Origin of the sequence: Paenibacillus sp. FSL H8-0280, assembly GCF_045040665.1 — a bacterium.
Taxonomy (GTDB): domain Bacteria; phylum Bacillota; class Bacilli; order Paenibacillales; family Paenibacillaceae; genus Paenibacillus; species Paenibacillus xylanexedens_A.
In genome coordinates this window covers 4,916,348-4,932,789 of record NZ_CP150296.1, presented here as the reverse complement: position 1 = coordinate 4,932,789, position 16,442 = coordinate 4,916,348, and the positions used below count along the sequence as shown (strand labels likewise).

The window sequence follows — 16,442 nt, the reverse complement described above, 5'->3', positions numbered from 1 at the left end:
TGAAGGGTGGCGTGACCATGGAAAAGCTCAAGGATATCAAGTGTATCGTTTGGGATCTGGACCACACCATATGGGATGGAGTTTTGCTTGAATCTGCAGATGTGCAACTGAAGCCGGGCTTAAAGGAGGTGATTGAAAAACTGGACCAGCGAGGTATTTTGCATTCTGTTGCCAGTAAAAATGATGCAGAGTTGGCTTGGGCGAAACTAAACGAACTGGGCATCGCCGAATATTTTCTATATCCCGAAATCCATTGGGATGCAAAGTCCGTCTCTGTTCAGCGGATTCAGCAGAACATTAATATCGGCATGGATGCCATTTTGTTTGTGGATGATCAACCTTTTGAACTGGAAGAAGTACAAAGTGTACATGCTGACATTCAGGTACTTCATGCGGATCAATATGAAACCATGCTTGATGACCCAAGGCTGATGCCACGATTCATTACAGCCGACTCTGCGTGCAGAAGGCAGATGTATCAGGCGGATACACTCCGTAAACAGGCTGAGGAACAGTATGAAGGACCTTCAGAACAATTTCTGGCTACGCTCGGCATGAAATTTTCCATCTACGAGGCTACTGAGGATGATCTTCAACGTGCAGAGGAACTTACCGTTCGTACCAATCAGCTAAATGCAACGGGAATTACCTACAGTTACGAGGAGCTGCATCAACTGATGACCTCGCAGGACCATATGTTATTGGTGTGTGAACTCGAAGACAAATACGGAACGTATGGCAAAATTGGGCTCGCACTAATTCACATGCAGCAGAAAGTATGGCGGTTAAACATGCTTCTGATGTCTTGCAGAGTGATGTCCAGGGGAGCAGGGAGTGTGCTGCTAACGTATATCATGCGTGAAGCTCAGAAGCAGGGCAAACAGATGCTTGCGGACTTCAGGGATACCGGAAGGAACCGAATGATGAATATCAGCTATCGCTTTGCCGGTTTCAAGCAGCAATCCGCAGATCAGGAAGGAAGAGTACTGTTTTATCATGATTTGCAGCAGGCTGTAGAGTTTCCAGATTACATTGAGGTTTTAGTGCCCGAGGGGCAACATCAATAACAAGGGGGAAGGGCAGTGGATTATCGTCAGGAAATTCGGGAGTTTATCGGGAACAACCTCACCATGGATCATGAGGACACTCAAATTAATGATAATGACAATTATTTTGAGCAGCGGTTCGTCAATTCGCTCTTTGCGATGCGTTTGGTGGACTTTGTAGAGCGTAGATTCCAGATTGAGATAGCAAATGAAGATCTGGATTTGGCTAATTTCTGCACGATTAACCGTTTGCATGATCTTATTGAGAGAAAGTTGACTGAGAAGGAGGCGGCACTATGATTACAGCTAATCAGGCATCCATTCGTCCAGTCACAAGTCCGGCAACCAGCCCGTCCAACAAATATATGTATTTGTTTTTGGGAATTTCCTTTGGCACATGTTATGGAATCGCAAGTTTGTTCATGTTCTTTGCGGATTTTATTGTACCCATAACAGGTGAGTTAACCTTGATGCATCCACTTGCGATCGTTGCTCTGTATTCACCTTCTATTGCCGGATTAATTACATGTTATGTAATGGGCGGAAAGGAAGCATTAAAAGGAATATTTATGAAGCTGGTTCCGCGCAGACAGGACCTGTTCTGGATACCGCTCATTATTGGAATTTCCATCATCTTTGCATCAACAATGCACTTTGGTTCCTTGTTATTCGGCATACCGGTCCCTGAGTTGACATATAGTGTACCTGAAATGATCTGGTTGGGGATTGTGAATCTGATCAAAGAGACGGGGCTGATTGGTGGGCTGTTTGGTTGGATCGGATTTTTGCTTCCATTCTTGCAAGGGAAGTTAAAAAATAATATAACAAGTGGTCTGATTACCGGCCTGTTGTTCGGATTATGGGTGCTTCCGGGATACTTGATTTCCTCTTTTGGCACCTCAACCACTTACATATACTACGTTGTTCAGCTTATGGCATTTATCGTGTTCCAAAGTTATATCTTCAATGCAACCAAAGGTACACTTCTGTTTTATCTGCTTGCATTCTGGCTTGTAGCCACAGGAAGTCAAATTGATTTGTACTACTTTAATCCGCAAGTTCAGATTATGCAATTCTTCTTTTTTGCAATATCAGCTATTGTCATACATGTCATCTTCAAGCGTAAAAATGTGGATACTTCACTTCAGACATTCCCTGCATATGTTCTGGAAAGAAAGTAAGCCTGGTTATGGTGGTGGATAAGTGATGGAACCGATCTATTTGGAGCAGCTACAAAAGGGGGAGGGAAACAGACAAGTGGTCTGTTTTCCTTATCTCGGTGGCAACTCCAACAGTTTTCAGCCCCTAGTGCCGTACCTTCCTGACACGGAAATTTGGGCGTTTACGCCCCCGGGTCATGGTCTGAACACCGAAACTCCCCTGGAGCATATGCAGCAACTCGTAGAACTGTATACCAGCAAGCTGCTGGATGTTATACAGCCTGGCAGTCTGTTATTTGGACATAGTCTGGGAGGGATTACAGCCTACTTCGTTGCGCAACGCTTATGTCAGGAACGTCCAGATGTAGCTAAAACGCTACGGCTTGTGTTATCTGCCTGCAACACGCCTGACGAATGCGGGATGCAGAATTATGATCAGATGTCAGACGAAAATCTGATTGATCATCTGTTTTCCTATGAAGCTCTTCCGCAAGAACTGATACATGAAAAAGAATTGTTGAATTATTTTCTGCCCGTCATCCGGGCGGATTTCAGGATGCTGGAATCTGCAGCAACGCTTGAATATGAGCCGCTCTCTTTGCCGGTATTGTATCTGTGGGGAGAACGGGATCGTACCGTTACCCTTCAATCAGCGTTGAGATGGGGCCGATATTTTGGCACATCCATGAAGCTTCAAACCATCAAAGAGGGTGCTCACATGTTCATGATGCATCAACCTTCAACGGTGGCGCATTGTCTGACAAGCTTTATGACTCCAGATAAATAGGAACAACTTGTAGATGAGAGGAGCCATGTTCGTTTATGCTGCTACGAATGCTGAGAAACGATATAACGAGAAAAAAAGGGATTACCGCTGCGTTATTTATTTTTGTACTGCTGGCCGCCTTGCTGGTATCTTCGGGGTCACGAATGATTATGGAACTGACGAGTTCCATCCAATATCTATTTTCTGAATCCAAAACACCACACTTTGTGCAAATGCATGCCGGAGAACTTGATCAGGTCAAAGTGAACACATGGGCTGAAGAAAATGCCATGGTCCAGCAGCATCAGATTGTGGAAATGGTTAACATTGACGGCTCTAATCTGTTTCTCGGAACAGAGTCCGAAAAGAACAGCGTTATGGACATTGACTTTGTTACACAGAATCAGGGTTTCGACTATTTGTTGAATCTGGACAGTGAGATTATTCAGGTTAACGATGGCGAGATCGCGGTTCCGGTATATTACATGCAGCAAAAAAAATTGAGCGTGGGCGACCAGGTTCGGATCGATAATGGTCAATTTGAGCGTTCTTACACCATCGTTGATTTTGTCCGTGATGCTCAGATGAATCCATCGGTTGTGCACTCCAAACGTTTTATCGTGAGTGAAGGGAATTTGCAGGAACTGAAGCAGAGCGTGGGAGAGATGGAGTATCTCATTGAATTCCGGTTGACGGATCCCGGACTGACGAGTGAATTTACCCAGGCTTACCAAAATGCCGGACTTCCCAACGCGGGTCCAGTCGTAACCTATGGGCTGTTCCAGGTATTGAATGCGATGACCGACGGAGTTATTGCAGCCGTTATTATTTTGGTCAGTCTTGTGCTGATTCTGATTGCCATGCTCTGCATCCGATTCACGATGCTTGCGACCATCGAAGAGGATTACCGTGAGATTAGTGTCATGAAAGCGATTGGAATCGCAGAGAAGGATATTAAGAGACTGTATCTGATGAAGTATGTATTTATGGCCGGATTTGCATCCGTGCTTGGTTACATTGCATCACTTGGCGTTAACAGATTATTTGTTTCCAACATCATGTTGTATATGGGAAAAGCACCTGCAACCCTGTTGCATTTCGCGATTCCGTTATTAGCCGCTGGAATCATATTTGCGATGGTTGTTCTGTTCTGTCGAACGGTACTGCGGCGTTTTCGTTCCATCTCCGCGGTGGATGCTCTCCGTACCGGGAGCCTGGGAGATACACAGATCATTCGAAACCGGCTTAGTTTGTCCCGCAATCGCTGGTCTTCCGTACCTGTCTTTCTTGGTCTGAAGGAAGTGATACAGCGAATCAAGATGTTCCGATTATTGTTATTTGTCTTTGTAGTCAGTTCATTTATCATGATTGTGCCGGTCAACTTCCTGAACACTTTGCAGGCGCCAAGTTTTATCTCTTATATGGGTGTTGGACAAAGTGATATTCGCATTGACTTGAGGCACACAGATGATGTGGAGCAGCGTTATGACAATCTGGTTGCCCAGATCCAAAATGATAAAGACATCAAAACGTATTCCCCATTGGTAACAAGCCAGTTCAAGATTAAAAATGCGGAAGGAAGTTACGACAATCTGAGTGTAGAAACTGGGGATTTCAGTATTTTCCCATTGTCTTATGTTAGCGGTAATGCGCCAACAACCGAGAATGAAATTGCGTTATCTGATGCCAACAGTAGCGAGCTGCGCCTGAAGACTGGTGAGCAACTTACCTTGCTGGTTAATGGCAAGGACCAGATGATGACGGTCAGCGGAATATACCAGGACGTTACGAATGGTGGGAAAACGGCGAAGGCCTTATTGCCTTACAACAAGGATAGTGTGTTGTGGTATGTGGTCAGTTTGGATCTGAATAATCGCGGGGACATGGCTACCAAAATTGCTGAATATGAGGCGGCTTTCTCGCCAGCCAAAGTAACCGATCTTCAAGGTTATCTGGATCAGACGTTAGGCGGAACCATCCAACAATTGAAATTGGTGACGATGCTAGCCTTGGTCATCGGTGTCTTCATATCTATTTTAATTACAGCACTGTTCCTTCAGATGTTAGTAGCCAAGGACAACAACGACATTGCTGTACTAAGAAGCCTTGGGTTTGCCTTGTCTAAAATCAAGTTCAAGTATGTCGTGATGTCACTTGTCATATTAATCTTAGGGGTTGTTACTGGAACGATATTGTCCAATACGTTGGGTCCGTTGCTGGTTAGTGCCATTATGTCGACGTTCGGAGCTTCCAATATTGTTTTTGTTGTTAACCCGTTACAGGCATATATTTTGTGTCCATTGTTACTTGCGGGCACGATTGTACTGACAGCATGGATTAGTATCCAATCGATCAAGGAAACGAGCATATCCAAAATGATTGTCGAATAGGGAGGATCAACGATGACAACTATACTTGAGGCTAAAGACGTGAATAAATCGGTAGCGATCGGCGAGAATGAAGAACATAACATCTTGAAAGATATCAACCTTCAATTAAAAAAGGGAGAATTTGTTTCCATCATGGGGCCATCTGGCTCAGGCAAGTCTACCTTACTGTACAACATAAGTGGTATGGATCAGATTAGTGCTGGAAGTGTCTATTTTAATGGCAAAAAAATATCGGCATTTGAGGAGAGGGATCTGGCAAGTCTACGTTTGACCAAGATGGGATTCATCTTTCAAAATATTCATCTGCTCAAGAATCTGAATCTATTAGACAATATCGTACTTTCCGCGTATCTGGCCAAGAATAGCAGCAGAGAAACGATTAATACACGGGCAATGTCATTAATGAAAAAAATGGGGATTGATGAGCTTGCTGGGCATAACATCACCCAAGCCTCAGGCGGACAGCTTCAACGGATTGCCATCTGCCGTGCGCTGATTAATAATCCAGATATTTTATTCGGCGATGAACCAACGGGGGCGCTGAATTCCAAATCAACGTATGAAATCATGGATATTCTGGGAGATATTAATGCAACGGGTACAACCATTCTGCTGGTGACCCATGATGTGAAAGTCGCTGCCAGATCGGAGCGTGTACTGTTTATGATGGACGGTAAGCTGGTTGCAGACAGAAATATTGGAAAATATGCAAGAGAGCGTCAGGATCTGAAAACAAGGGAAAGCCATTTGGCGCAATGGTTGACTGAAATGGGGTTCTAAAACAAGAACTCCATGACTACAATAGACCGACAGTCGGTCGAACGTATCGGAGGCCAGGATATGAGACTGATAAAAAACCCGGAAGAACGCAGGAACGAGATTTTGGATGCCGCCGAGATTCTGTTCATAACAAAGGGGTACACCAAAGCTACGGTCATGGATATCCTTCAGGCGTGCAACATTGCCAAGGGTACATTTTATTATTATTTTCAGTCCAAGGAAGAGGTTATGAACGCCATTGTTATGCGTTTTATTCTGAGTGGGGAGGCATCGGCCAGGCACGTGGTGTCCGATCCCAAACTGAACGCCCATGACAAAATTTTTCGCATCATGATGGCGCAGAATCAGCCTGACGGCAGAAAACATGATCTCATCGAGCAATTGCACAGTGTTCATAATGTGGAGATGCACCAAAAGAGTCTTGTAGAGACGGTAATTCGATTAAGTCCCATCTTGGCCGAGGTGGTAGAGCAGGGCATTCAGGAGGGGGTATTTCATACACCTAACCCAAAGGAATCCATCGAATTCCTGCTCGTATCGTCACAATTTTTGCTGGATCGAGGCATCTTTCAATGGGAGGAGGAAGAACTCCAAAAAAAGGTTGAAGCATTCACACATATTATGGAACGTGTGCTGGGAGCAGAACAAGGAAGCTTCGCCTACGTCACTCGTCTTTATTTTCCGAATCAAGGTTAGCCGAGAAAGGAGTATCATCCATGGAACATACCGTTCAAAAATCATTTAAAAAGTTTCTGGTAGTATGGTTCGGTCAGCTCATCTCCATGATTGGGATTGGACTTACAGCCTTCTCCCTGGGGGTGTATGCCTTCGAAAAAACGAATACAGCAACAAGTGTTGCATTGATTACCTTATTCACGTTTCTGCCGAATATCCTGCTTCGACCTATTGGAGGGGTACTGGCAGACCGATTCGACCGTCGAACGATGATGATTATCGGCGACCTGGGGTCGGCAGCCGGATTGATTTTCATTCTGTCCATTATGCTCACAGGAGATATCCAATTATGGCATATCTATGTGGGAGTGGCCTTTAGTTCCGTGTTTTCCGCGTTGCAGAGCCCGGCGTATAAGGCCTCTGCTACGGACCTGCTGGATAAGGATCAATTCTCGAAAGGAAGCGGTCTTGTACAACTGGCTGAGTCCTCGAAGTTTCTGTTTTCACCCATCATTGCGGGCATTCTGCTTAGTATAACAACCATTGAAGTCATTCTGGTCATTAATATTCTGACATTCCTGGTTGCCATTCTGGCTGTGCTGGTTATTCGGAAGAGCATGAAGGTGGAGCGAGAGGATCGAGAAGGCAAAAACTGGATCACCGATATTCAAGAGGGCTGGAGAGAAGTTGTAACCAACAAGGGAGTACTGTTGCTGGTGGTGATTATTTCACTTGTCACCTTTTATCTGGGATTCCTGGAGACACTCATTGGTCCGATGCTTCTGTCATTCACGGATGCAAAGACACTTGGAACGTTTCAGTCTGTTAGTGCCATCGGCATGCTGATTAGCAGCTTGTGCATCGGCATATTTACAATAACAAAGAGATACGCAAGTGTGCTTGTGATGGGTCTGATTTTGTGCGGTTTGTCCTTCTCGCTTCTGGGGATATCCACCAACATTTATTTTATTATCTTCGCAGGTTTTCTGTTCCTGTCATCGCTGCCGTTTGTTAATATGAGCGCAGATGTACTGGTAAGAAACAATATCGCCAACGAAAAGCAGGGCAGGGTATGGGGAATCATTGGTATTCTGTCACAACTCGGGTTTATTATCGCGTACAGTTTGGCTGGATTTCTGGCCGACCATGTGTTTAATCCGTTGCTGATGGAGGGGGGAGCACTGGCTTCGTCTGTTGGTCAAATTATTGGAACTGGGCCAGGGAGAGGTATTGCCTTTCTGTTTATCATCGCGGGTCTGTTTGTTATTCTGATCGCAATAATCACATCCCGTTTGAAAATGATCAAATCTCTGGAGCAGAGCCCAGATATAGCGGCTCCATCCGATGTTGGCGGGTTGGCGCACGATTAATTCGAATCCAACAACGTAAGCCCTTGTCCGCAGCAGCGTGTGATACTTCTTCTGTACGAAGAAGTTGTTCACACGATGAGCAGACAAGGGCTTTTTTGTGCTGAGGAGTCAGAAGATGTACTTAGACAAGAAGGTTTGTGTATTTGGATTGTCGGTGGAGCTTACCCTTTAACCGCCCCTGAAGTTAGTCCTCCTACAATATACTTTTGCCCAATGAGGAACACAATCAACACAGGCAATGACGTAAGCACGATATCGGCACTAACCAGATTCCACTGGGCACTGAATTGCCCGAAGAAGTTATATACAGCCAGCGTCATCGGCCACATCTCCACTGTATTCAGCATATAGAGTGGGGCAGTAAACTCATTCCAGACACTCAGGAAATTAAGAACAAATACCGTTACCAGCACCGAGGTTAACAAAGGTACAATGATTCGCAGGAACAGCTTGATCCCATTACATCCGTCCATGATTGCGGCTTCATCCAGTTCCTTCGGGATGTTAGACACAAACGCATACGTAATGAACAGCGAGATTGGAATACCCATAGCCGTATAGAGCAGAATCATGCCGACATGTGAATTGATCATGCTCATGGACTTCATGACTTCCATCAGCGGAATGTAGTTGAGCGGTAGGGTGATGCCAAGAATCAGGAAGAAGTACAGAAACTTGCTGAGCCTCGAATGGTTGCGTGATAACGTGAAGGCCGAGAAGGCCACAACAAACACCAGTAGCAGGGAAGAAGCCCCGGAATGCAGCAGACTGTTGAAAAAGGAACCGCCTAAATGTCCCTGTTCATAGACGATTTTGTAATTTTCGAAAATAAACTTCTCGGGCAGCGTCAGTTTTAGCACTTTGGCCTCGGCGTCCGACTTGAATGAATTCAGTACAATGACCACAAAAGGAATCAGGACCACCAGGCTAAGCAGCCAGGCGAGTGCATTTAACCCGATCGAAGCCAATCTTTTTCTCAATCGCATGTCAGTATTCCACCTTTCGGTTCATCAAACGAATGATGAAAAAGGAGATGATCGCCATGATGACAAACAGAATGGTAGATAGCGCACTCCCTAGCCCCCAATACCCTTTGGCAAAAGAGGAATAGACCGCCGTGTTAATCACATCTGTCGCGTTACCGGGGCCACCATTGGTTAACACGTATACGGCATCGAATACTCTCAGCCCGTACGTAATATTAAGCACCGTGGCGATGGTAATGGTAGGCATCAGCATCGGAATCGTGATCCGGAACAGCTTCTGCCCGAACCCGGCGCCATCAATGGATGCTGCCTCGTAATAATCGCGGGGGATGGCGAGCAGTCCGGCGATGAACAGCACCATGATGTACCCCATGCCCTTCCACGTGTCCACTGCCATGATGGATGGCATGGCCCAGGTCAGGGAACCCAGCCAATTCTGTGCGAGAACGTCCAGTCCCATGGAACGCAGGGTCACGTTAACGAACCCGTTGTTGGGGTCAAGCAGACTTTTGAACACAAGCCCAACAATCAGAAACGACAGCACCTGCGGGGAGAAAATGATCATCCGGTGCAGATTCGCGGCCTTTACACCGCTGACCAGCAGCAGGGCCAGAAACAAGCCGAGAACCGTCTTGGCGATGGATGTAACGAGGGTGAACAGGACTGTATTTTTGATAAAAAGCAGATAGGTCGGATCACCCGCCAGAATGGTGCGGAAATGCTCCAGACCGATAAAGTTCTTCTCCGAACTATAACTGTTCCAGTCGGTGAAGGAGTAATAGATGCCCAGCAGGGCGGGAGCAACGATGAACAGCAGATATAATACAATCGCTCCAGATGAGAAATACCAGGGATAGATTTTGTTTGTATTCATAATCCGTAACACCTTTCCTTCCTGCCAAAATACACAAGCGGGCAAATGCCCGCTGCATGTAAGGTTGTTCAGCGTTTATATTTACTTGAAATACGCGCTTTTACTGCCACTTCTCATCTTTCAGCACTTTGGCTTGTTCAGCACGACGTTTATCAATATTTTGCAAAATCTGATCCGGTGTCATTGCGCCAGCGAACATGCCTGACAAGTCTTTGCCAATATCCATCCATTGTGGATCAATATATTTCACAGCGGCCTGCATGACCGTACCTTTTTCATGATTTTTCTCATAATCAATATAGTCCTGTGTCAGCTTTGGTTCGATTTCCGGCCAGCAGATCGTTAGATTACCTTCACCTTCATCGAACACACGTTGCAGATGATCATGCTCTGTAATCCAGCGGAAGAATTTCAGCACTTCTTCAGGATGTTTACTGTTTTTGTTACCAAACATCGCAGCCGATCCGCCCGGATTCACACCAATCGTTTGATTATCTCCCCACGGCATGACGAAGAATCCCATATTGTCTTCCATTTCCGGATACGCTTCGGAAACTTCCTTTTCCGTCCCTGGAACCCGCAGCAACATCGCGGCTTTCTCCTGACCAAACGCTTCAATGCCCGCTTCAACGGTATTGGACAAGAAGTCTTTGCCGAAATAACCGAGATCCGCAAATTCCTTCAATTGTTCAATGACCGTCTTAAGCTGTGTCATATCTGCGACTTTCATCTCATTATTGTTCAGCTTCTCGTAGGTTCCTGCTGTTGTTTGCTCATAGTTGGGCCCCGTTTCGAACAAAGGCAGAACCTGATACCACCCGCTGGCAGGTGCTTGATAGAACGGAATAATGTCTTTATCCTTAATTTTCTGGCTGATTGCCTTGAATTCGGCATAGGATGTAGGAGGTTCTATGCCGAGCTCTTGGAAGATACGTTTGTTATAGTACACATACCAGATTTTCGTTGGCGCAAAAGAAACCCCGTACACCTTGTCATTGTGACTAACGGTTGGCAAAATCTCTTCAGACATCCGACCTGTGAATTCCTCATTGGTCAAGTCAATCGCATTTTCCTCCGGTCTTACGTTAGCCGGCATGCTCAGTGGGTCCACATCGACATTGAAAATGTCAGGTGCTTCGCCAGAGGCCAGCTTCACCTTGATCAGGTCACGCCACTGTGCGTCAGGGACGACCTGGAAGTCAATTTTGACACCCGTCTCCTGCTCATATTCCTTGGCCATCGTCTGCATGATGCCTGTACGCGGAATACCGGATTGGCTTGTTCCAAACGTGAGAGTCACCTTACCCGAACCTTCCGTACTTGTACCTGAGTTGCACCCGGCAAGCAGCAGGGTGGAGAGCAGGAGCACACTTGCAAGCGAAAATAGAAATCGTTTTCTCATCATTGAACCTCCCGGAATATAAAGAAAATTGTCACTTGCCGAAACGCTTAATGTAAGCGTATTCTTATGTGGATAACTTTACTGTGAACAGAGGATGTGCTCAATAGACAAAAGCGTTCTGTTGGGTGGACATTTTCGAATGGTGTGACAGATATCATCATAGGACGAGGTGTGTGGGGATTGCGATATCGATTTGGAACGCTTCAGCAAAGTCTGTTTGCCTATTACTCTGCGGTATTTATTATCTTTTCGCTGATTGTGGCGGGGCTTCTGTATGTTTTTCTTGCAAGTGACATTCGTCATCGAAGTGAAGAACAGCAGAGACAACTGGGGGTATCCATCGTCAGTAACCTGGATCAGGAAGTGGTGAAAATGAACAACTTCTCCATGAATATCGTGTACTCCAATCTGGTCAAAGAACACTTCAGTCACTACTTGGCACCAGCGGAGGATAGCGAGCAGACAATGACGAGTGATCCGGCATTGTATAAGGATACAACCACACTAATTGATGTTATTCTCGCGATCATCAGCAGCTCCAATACAGCCAAGCAGGCCAATATCTATGATGTGAATGGCAAGATGCTGGGAGCGGGTGCATTCAACGGTCAACTGTCGGTAGACCTGACTCAGCGACCGTGGTACAAGGAAACCTGGGAGCGGAGTGGATGGCGGGTGATCCAATTGTTAGAGGGGGGAGCTTTGCCCATGCCGACCGGTGAGGGGAAATCGGATCAACCCTACATTTCGCTTACCCGGGTATACAAAGATGGCAATTATGTCAGTCAGGGCGTCGTTGAGATTTTGCAGGATGCCGGAACCCTGTTTCAGCATTTGAATGAATTGCAGACCAATAACAACGATCTTCGGATCTATGTAGTGGATGAACAAAATACACGGTTGTACCCACTTTCTTCGGATGCCGATGCTTCCCAAGCAGGCCATTTTGATGATGTGGACTTGATTCAAAATCTTTCATTTCCGCCTGATACGATGCAGGAGATTACCGATCCTTTGAGTCAGTCCAAACAAATGATGACGTACATGACGTCACAGGAGACGGGATGGACCGTTATTGTCATGCAGTCCAAACAGTCCCTTTTTGCGAGTCTCAACCGGATGGCGGTGATGTTTATCGGTGCCACATTAGCTACTCTCATGCTGATCCTGGTTCTCTCGTATCTGATCTCCAAACGGGTTACTTTGCCGCTGCATCGCTTGCAGCGCATTATTCAGAAAACGGGTGAGAATGATCTGGTATCGGGTCAGGATTCCGGTCAGTTGTTCAAGCTGGAGCATCCCGGTTCTATTCGGGAGATGGATGAGCTGAATGATACGTTTATCCGGCTGAATCAACAGCTTGTGCAATCGTTTCAGGACAGGCTGGCGATGAAATCTCAGGAGACAGAAGCGAGATTACTGGCGTTACAATCCCAGATGAACCCGCATTTTCTCTACAACAACATCACGAATATTAGCATCATGGCGGAAGAAGGCATGAATGAGCAGATTGTCGCGTTTTGTGGTCATATTGCATCCATGCTCCGTTATATTTCTACTCCGGGTAAGAACGGGGTTCCACTGTCTCAGGAACTGGATTATTGCGAGCGGTATCTGGAGTGTATGAAGATCCGGTTTGAAGATGATCTGCACTACGAGTTTCATATTCCGGATGAAATGCAACATATCCAGGTTCCGATGCTGATGGTACAACCACTACTCGAAAATGCCATGAAATATGGACTAGGTGATACCCCTCCATGGAAACTAAATATCACTGGAGATATGGATGCAGTACAGCAAACCTGGCAGATCCACGTGGAAGACAACGGACCTGGCATGGAACCCGAGGCACTTGCCAAGATCATGCATTACATTGAACAGTCACAGGAGTGGGAGCGGATGCCTGACCTCGAAATTAACGGTATGGGACTCAAGAATATATGGGTCCGATTGAAATTATGGTATGGCACGGCAGCCCACATGCAGATTACGAACAAGCCTTCCGGCGGTGTCCAGATTACCATAGGTGGTTCCATTCGAAAGGAGCATGACTGAACCCATGACAATCAAATATAGAACGATTATTGTGGAAGATGAAGCCCTGATTCGCCGGAATGTCTCACGCAAATTCAGAGAGTTGGGCACCCGGTTCGAGGTGATCGGTGAGGCGAGGAACGGTCAGGAAGCGTTACAGCTGATCGAACATTCCGTTCCTGATCTGGTTGTAACCGATATTCAGATGCCGGTGATGAACGGATTGGAACTCGCCAAACATCTGTATTTTGCCTATCCGCATGTGAAAATTGTCATTCTGAGTGGTTATCATGAATTCGAATATGCACGACAGGCGATCAGTTACAAGGTGGAGGATTATCTGCTCAAACCATTATCGGAAGAACAGCTTCGTACACTGCTGGATGCGATGGAATTGAAGCTTGGGAGCGCTGTGGATTCGCTTGCCCATGTCAGTGCCGTGCTGGATGAACAGGTGAAGCCGGAGGATATCGCAGAGGCCGTTAAGTTGTATTTGAAGCAGAATTACATGCATGAGATTACACTCCAGGACATGGCGGGACAGATGCATTTTAGTGTGGACTATCTGGGGAAGTGTTTTAAGAAAGTAACGGGTGAGACCCCGTTGAAATATATGACAGGTCTTCGGATTAATGAAGCAAAACGCATGCTCGTTACTCATGAGAATATGGATATCAAGACCATTGGTGGAGCGGTAGGGTATAGTGATTCCCACTATTTCAGCCGGATTTTCAAAAACAAAACGGGCATGTACCCCAGCGAGTACCGACTGCAACTGCAGGAACGAAAAAAAGCCCTGTCCATGGATGATGAGAACCATGTTGACTTGAGCTGATTACTGGGCCAGAGCTTCTTCGGTTATTTTGCGAATATCAAACGGGGAGCGGATGCCTTCTTCGATCATGTCGGGGAGAATCTGTTCCAGGAAATACTGCACACAGTGGAGGTCGATATTTTTGATTTTGACCAAGGCATAACGGTACATAACGATAAATTCTTTCTCCGTATTGCCACGTTGGAGCTCAGCAAAGGCTTCATATACCTGATCCATCTTGTCTGCGACTTCGAGAATCAGTCCTTCAACCGATTGGTCTTTGCCCTCACGCAGCTGTCTGCGGAAGATAGGCTGGAACTCTTCAGGAATATTTTCATTAATAAAATGTTCAACCATGCCTTCTTCCACCTTTTGCAGCATCGAACGCAGCTCCAGTGAAAAATGTTTCACGGGTGTTTTGATATCACCGATGAAGATTTCGCCATAATCATGACTGCTCGTAATTTCGTATAACTTCTTCCAATCAATGGTGACTCCATGTTGCTCCTCAATATCTGCGAGCGTTTTGGCGTACTGTACCACTTTCCAGGAATGAGCGGATACGCTGTGTTCTTCGAATTTGAATTTGCCAGGTGTACGAATAATACGTTCAAGATCATTCAGTGACCTGAAGTACGTGTGAATTCCCATATAAGCGTTCATCCTTTGCTGATTGAGTATAAGTGTGAGTATCCATCGACTATACGCCAGTTATGTCAACTGTGGATTAACGCGGATAGCGCCGAAGGTAAAATGAAGTTTTAATTCTCTATAGAAGGACGAGAGGATGAAAGGGAGACGTAGGAGAAAGTACGTAGCTTATCGACAAACAATAAAAAGCCACGATGTGTGACTGAACGTGAGTTCGGCATCCATCGTGGCTTCAGTGTGTAGATGTTGTGCTCTAGCGCTACATAAGTACAGTTGAATCAAGCATTATGACTTTTTACGTACCGGAGAAGTATACCAGTACGCCATTCCAACAAAGAGGGCACCGCCGATGATATTACCAAGCGTCACCGGGATCATGTTATGAAACCAGCCTGCCAGAGTAATGGTATCCGGGTGGTTTGGCAGCAGCCAGGATAAAGACAGCAAAGTCATATTGGCAACACTGTGCTCATACCCACTTGCAATAAAGGCGTACAGACACCACCAGATGAGCGCAATTTTGGCGATATCTTCTTTGGTGCGAGCAGCCATCCAGATCGCCAGACAGACAAGCCAGTTACAGAGAATGCCGCGGAAGAACAACTCCGATACGGGAGCGGCCATCTTTTTGGCAGAAGCGACAAATAGAAGATGTTCGGGCGCAGCCGTTTTGAACAGGCCGCTGCCTACAATAAGCAGGCTGAGCAGGATCGCACCTAACAGATTGCCGAGGAAAACGAGTCCCCAGTTTTTCAGTGTATCTTTAACTGTGGTCCGGCCTGCGAGCGTGCTCATGGTGAAAAACATGTTGTTGCCTGTAAACAGTTCCGATCCGGCAAAAATGACCAGCGTGAGGGCGAGTCCGAAGGACATGCCCATCAACATGGTTTGCAGTGGTGACTGTGCCGCTAGGAGCGGGGCACCAATACTGAAGATCAGTACGATGCCAAGCCCTACATAGGCACCCGCCATTAAGGCGGCAACCATGTAGCGTGAAAGATTTGAGTTCATCTGATCCCGTTTTTTAACCGCAGCTTCAATAATTCCCTCAACACTTGGTGTATACATCACGGTTTCCCCCATTATTTTGCATCAATCTTTGAACGTTTCGATGGAGCTATATTTCAATCCAGACTTGGCCGTTCTCTACCTTCACCGGATACATTTGCACTTGCCCATTGTCGGGTGCTTGCACAACACCGGTAGTCAGGTCAATTTTCCAATCATACAGCGGATCGTACAGATAATGCCCGGACACGATGCCTTCAGCCAGCGGCCCACCCTTGGGGTGGGGGTTGTGATTATCAGCGGCGAAGATGGTGCCATCCGATGCACGAAAGACAGCAAGCTGATGGTCCCGAATCTCAACTACTCTTCCGATTCGTGGCAGGAATTCTTCAACTACTCCGGCGGGGAAGTAGATGCCTGATTGTTTTGTCGTCATCTTAAACCACTCCTTATCTATTTAACATTCTCCAGTATTAATCCTGC

The 16,442-nt window shown here is 46.2% G+C and carries 16 protein-coding genes; 10 read left to right on the top strand and 6 right to left on the bottom strand.

Going from position 1 to position 16,442, the window contains the following annotated elements; genetic code table 11:
- Nucleotides 1-17: 17 nt before the first annotated feature.
- Genes MHI12_RS21660 through MHI12_RS21625 form a run of 8 tightly spaced genes read left to right on the top strand, consistent with a single transcriptional unit; the run spans nucleotide 18 to nucleotide 8,187 of the window.
- Nucleotides 18-1,067: an HAD family hydrolase gene (locus MHI12_RS21660; protein ID WP_100527632.1), complete on the top strand. Its 1,050-nt coding sequence runs from the start codon at nucleotides 18-20 to the stop codon at nucleotides 1,065-1,067.
- A gap of 15 nt (nucleotides 1,068-1,082) precedes the next feature.
- Nucleotides 1,083-1,346 (top strand): acyl carrier protein, encoded by a 264-nt coding sequence (locus MHI12_RS21655; protein WP_017687156.1) that lies wholly within the window; start codon nucleotides 1,083-1,085, stop codon nucleotides 1,344-1,346.
- Nucleotides 1,343-2,227, top strand: a complete 885-nt coding sequence (locus MHI12_RS21650; protein WP_405170262.1) for a hypothetical protein — start codon at nucleotides 1,343-1,345, stop codon at nucleotides 2,225-2,227. Before MHI12_RS21655 ends, MHI12_RS21650 begins: the two co-directional genes overlap by 4 nt.
- A 25-nt stretch (nucleotides 2,228-2,252) precedes the next feature.
- Entirely contained in the window at nucleotides 2,253-2,993 is a 741-nt protein-coding gene (locus MHI12_RS21645) for a thioesterase II family protein (RefSeq protein ID WP_405170261.1), read from the top strand.
- Nucleotides 2,994-3,028: 35 nt separating this feature from the next.
- Complete coding sequence (locus tag MHI12_RS21640; RefSeq protein WP_405170260.1) at nucleotides 3,029-5,362, top strand: ABC transporter permease; 2,334 nt, start codon at nucleotides 3,029-3,031, stop codon at nucleotides 5,360-5,362.
- A gap of 12 nt (nucleotides 5,363-5,374) precedes the next feature.
- Entirely contained in the window at nucleotides 5,375-6,142 is a 768-nt protein-coding gene (locus MHI12_RS21635; RefSeq protein ID WP_047843824.1) for an ABC transporter ATP-binding protein, read from the top strand.
- 60 nt (nucleotides 6,143-6,202) lie between these two features.
- On the top strand, nucleotides 6,203-6,838 hold the full coding sequence (locus tag MHI12_RS21630) for a TetR/AcrR family transcriptional regulator (protein WP_036615194.1): 636 nt from the start codon (nucleotides 6,203-6,205) through the stop codon (nucleotides 6,836-6,838).
- A 20-nt stretch (nucleotides 6,839-6,858) separates the two neighbouring features.
- Entirely contained in the window at nucleotides 6,859-8,187 is a 1,329-nt protein-coding gene (locus MHI12_RS21625; RefSeq protein ID WP_405130494.1) for an MFS transporter, read from the top strand.
- Nucleotides 8,188-8,348: 161 nt separating this feature from the next.
- Here MHI12_RS21625 and MHI12_RS21620 read toward each other — a convergent pair whose 3' ends face one another.
- The 3 genes from MHI12_RS21620 to MHI12_RS21610 form a co-directional block, all read right to left on the bottom strand.
- Nucleotides 8,349-9,173, bottom strand: coding sequence for a carbohydrate ABC transporter permease (locus MHI12_RS21620; protein WP_405170259.1), 825 nt, complete (start codon nucleotides 9,171-9,173; stop codon nucleotides 8,349-8,351).
- Between the two features lies 1 nt (nucleotide 9,174).
- Complete coding sequence (locus MHI12_RS21615; protein ID WP_405170258.1) at nucleotides 9,175-10,047, bottom strand: carbohydrate ABC transporter permease; 873 nt, start codon at nucleotides 10,045-10,047, stop codon at nucleotides 9,175-9,177.
- Nucleotides 10,048-10,147: 100 nt separating this feature from the next.
- Nucleotides 10,148-11,452 carry an ABC transporter substrate-binding protein gene (locus MHI12_RS21610; RefSeq protein WP_405170257.1) on the bottom strand — a complete coding sequence of 435 codons (1,305 nt, stop codon included), beginning with the start codon at nucleotides 11,450-11,452 and terminating at the stop codon, nucleotides 10,148-10,150.
- Between the two features lie 177 nt (nucleotides 11,453-11,629).
- Here MHI12_RS21610 and MHI12_RS21605 point away from each other — a divergent pair, with 177 nt between their 5' ends.
- Both MHI12_RS21605 and MHI12_RS21600 read left to right on the top strand, forming a co-directional pair.
- Complete coding sequence (locus tag MHI12_RS21605; protein ID WP_405170256.1) at nucleotides 11,630-13,507, top strand: sensor histidine kinase; 1,878 nt, start codon at nucleotides 11,630-11,632, stop codon at nucleotides 13,505-13,507.
- A 4-nt stretch (nucleotides 13,508-13,511) separates the two neighbouring features.
- Nucleotides 13,512-14,321 (top strand): response regulator, encoded by an 810-nt coding sequence (locus MHI12_RS21600; RefSeq protein ID WP_211080853.1) that lies wholly within the window; start codon nucleotides 13,512-13,514, stop codon nucleotides 14,319-14,321.
- Here MHI12_RS21600 and MHI12_RS21595 read toward each other — a convergent pair whose 3' ends face one another.
- The 3 genes from MHI12_RS21595 to nirD form a co-directional block, all read right to left on the bottom strand.
- Nucleotides 14,322-14,951, bottom strand: a complete 630-nt coding sequence (locus MHI12_RS21595) for a YfbR-like 5'-deoxynucleotidase (RefSeq protein ID WP_405170255.1) — start codon at nucleotides 14,949-14,951, stop codon at nucleotides 14,322-14,324.
- A 285-nt stretch (nucleotides 14,952-15,236) separates the two neighbouring features.
- Nucleotides 15,237-16,019 (bottom strand): formate/nitrite transporter family protein, encoded by a 783-nt coding sequence (locus MHI12_RS21590; protein WP_338588039.1) that lies wholly within the window; start codon nucleotides 16,017-16,019, stop codon nucleotides 15,237-15,239.
- A gap of 49 nt (nucleotides 16,020-16,068) precedes the next feature.
- Entirely contained in the window at nucleotides 16,069-16,395 is a 327-nt protein-coding gene (nirD, locus tag MHI12_RS21585; RefSeq protein WP_338588038.1) for a nitrite reductase small subunit NirD, read from the bottom strand.
- Between the last annotated feature and the right edge of the window lie 47 nt (nucleotides 16,396-16,442).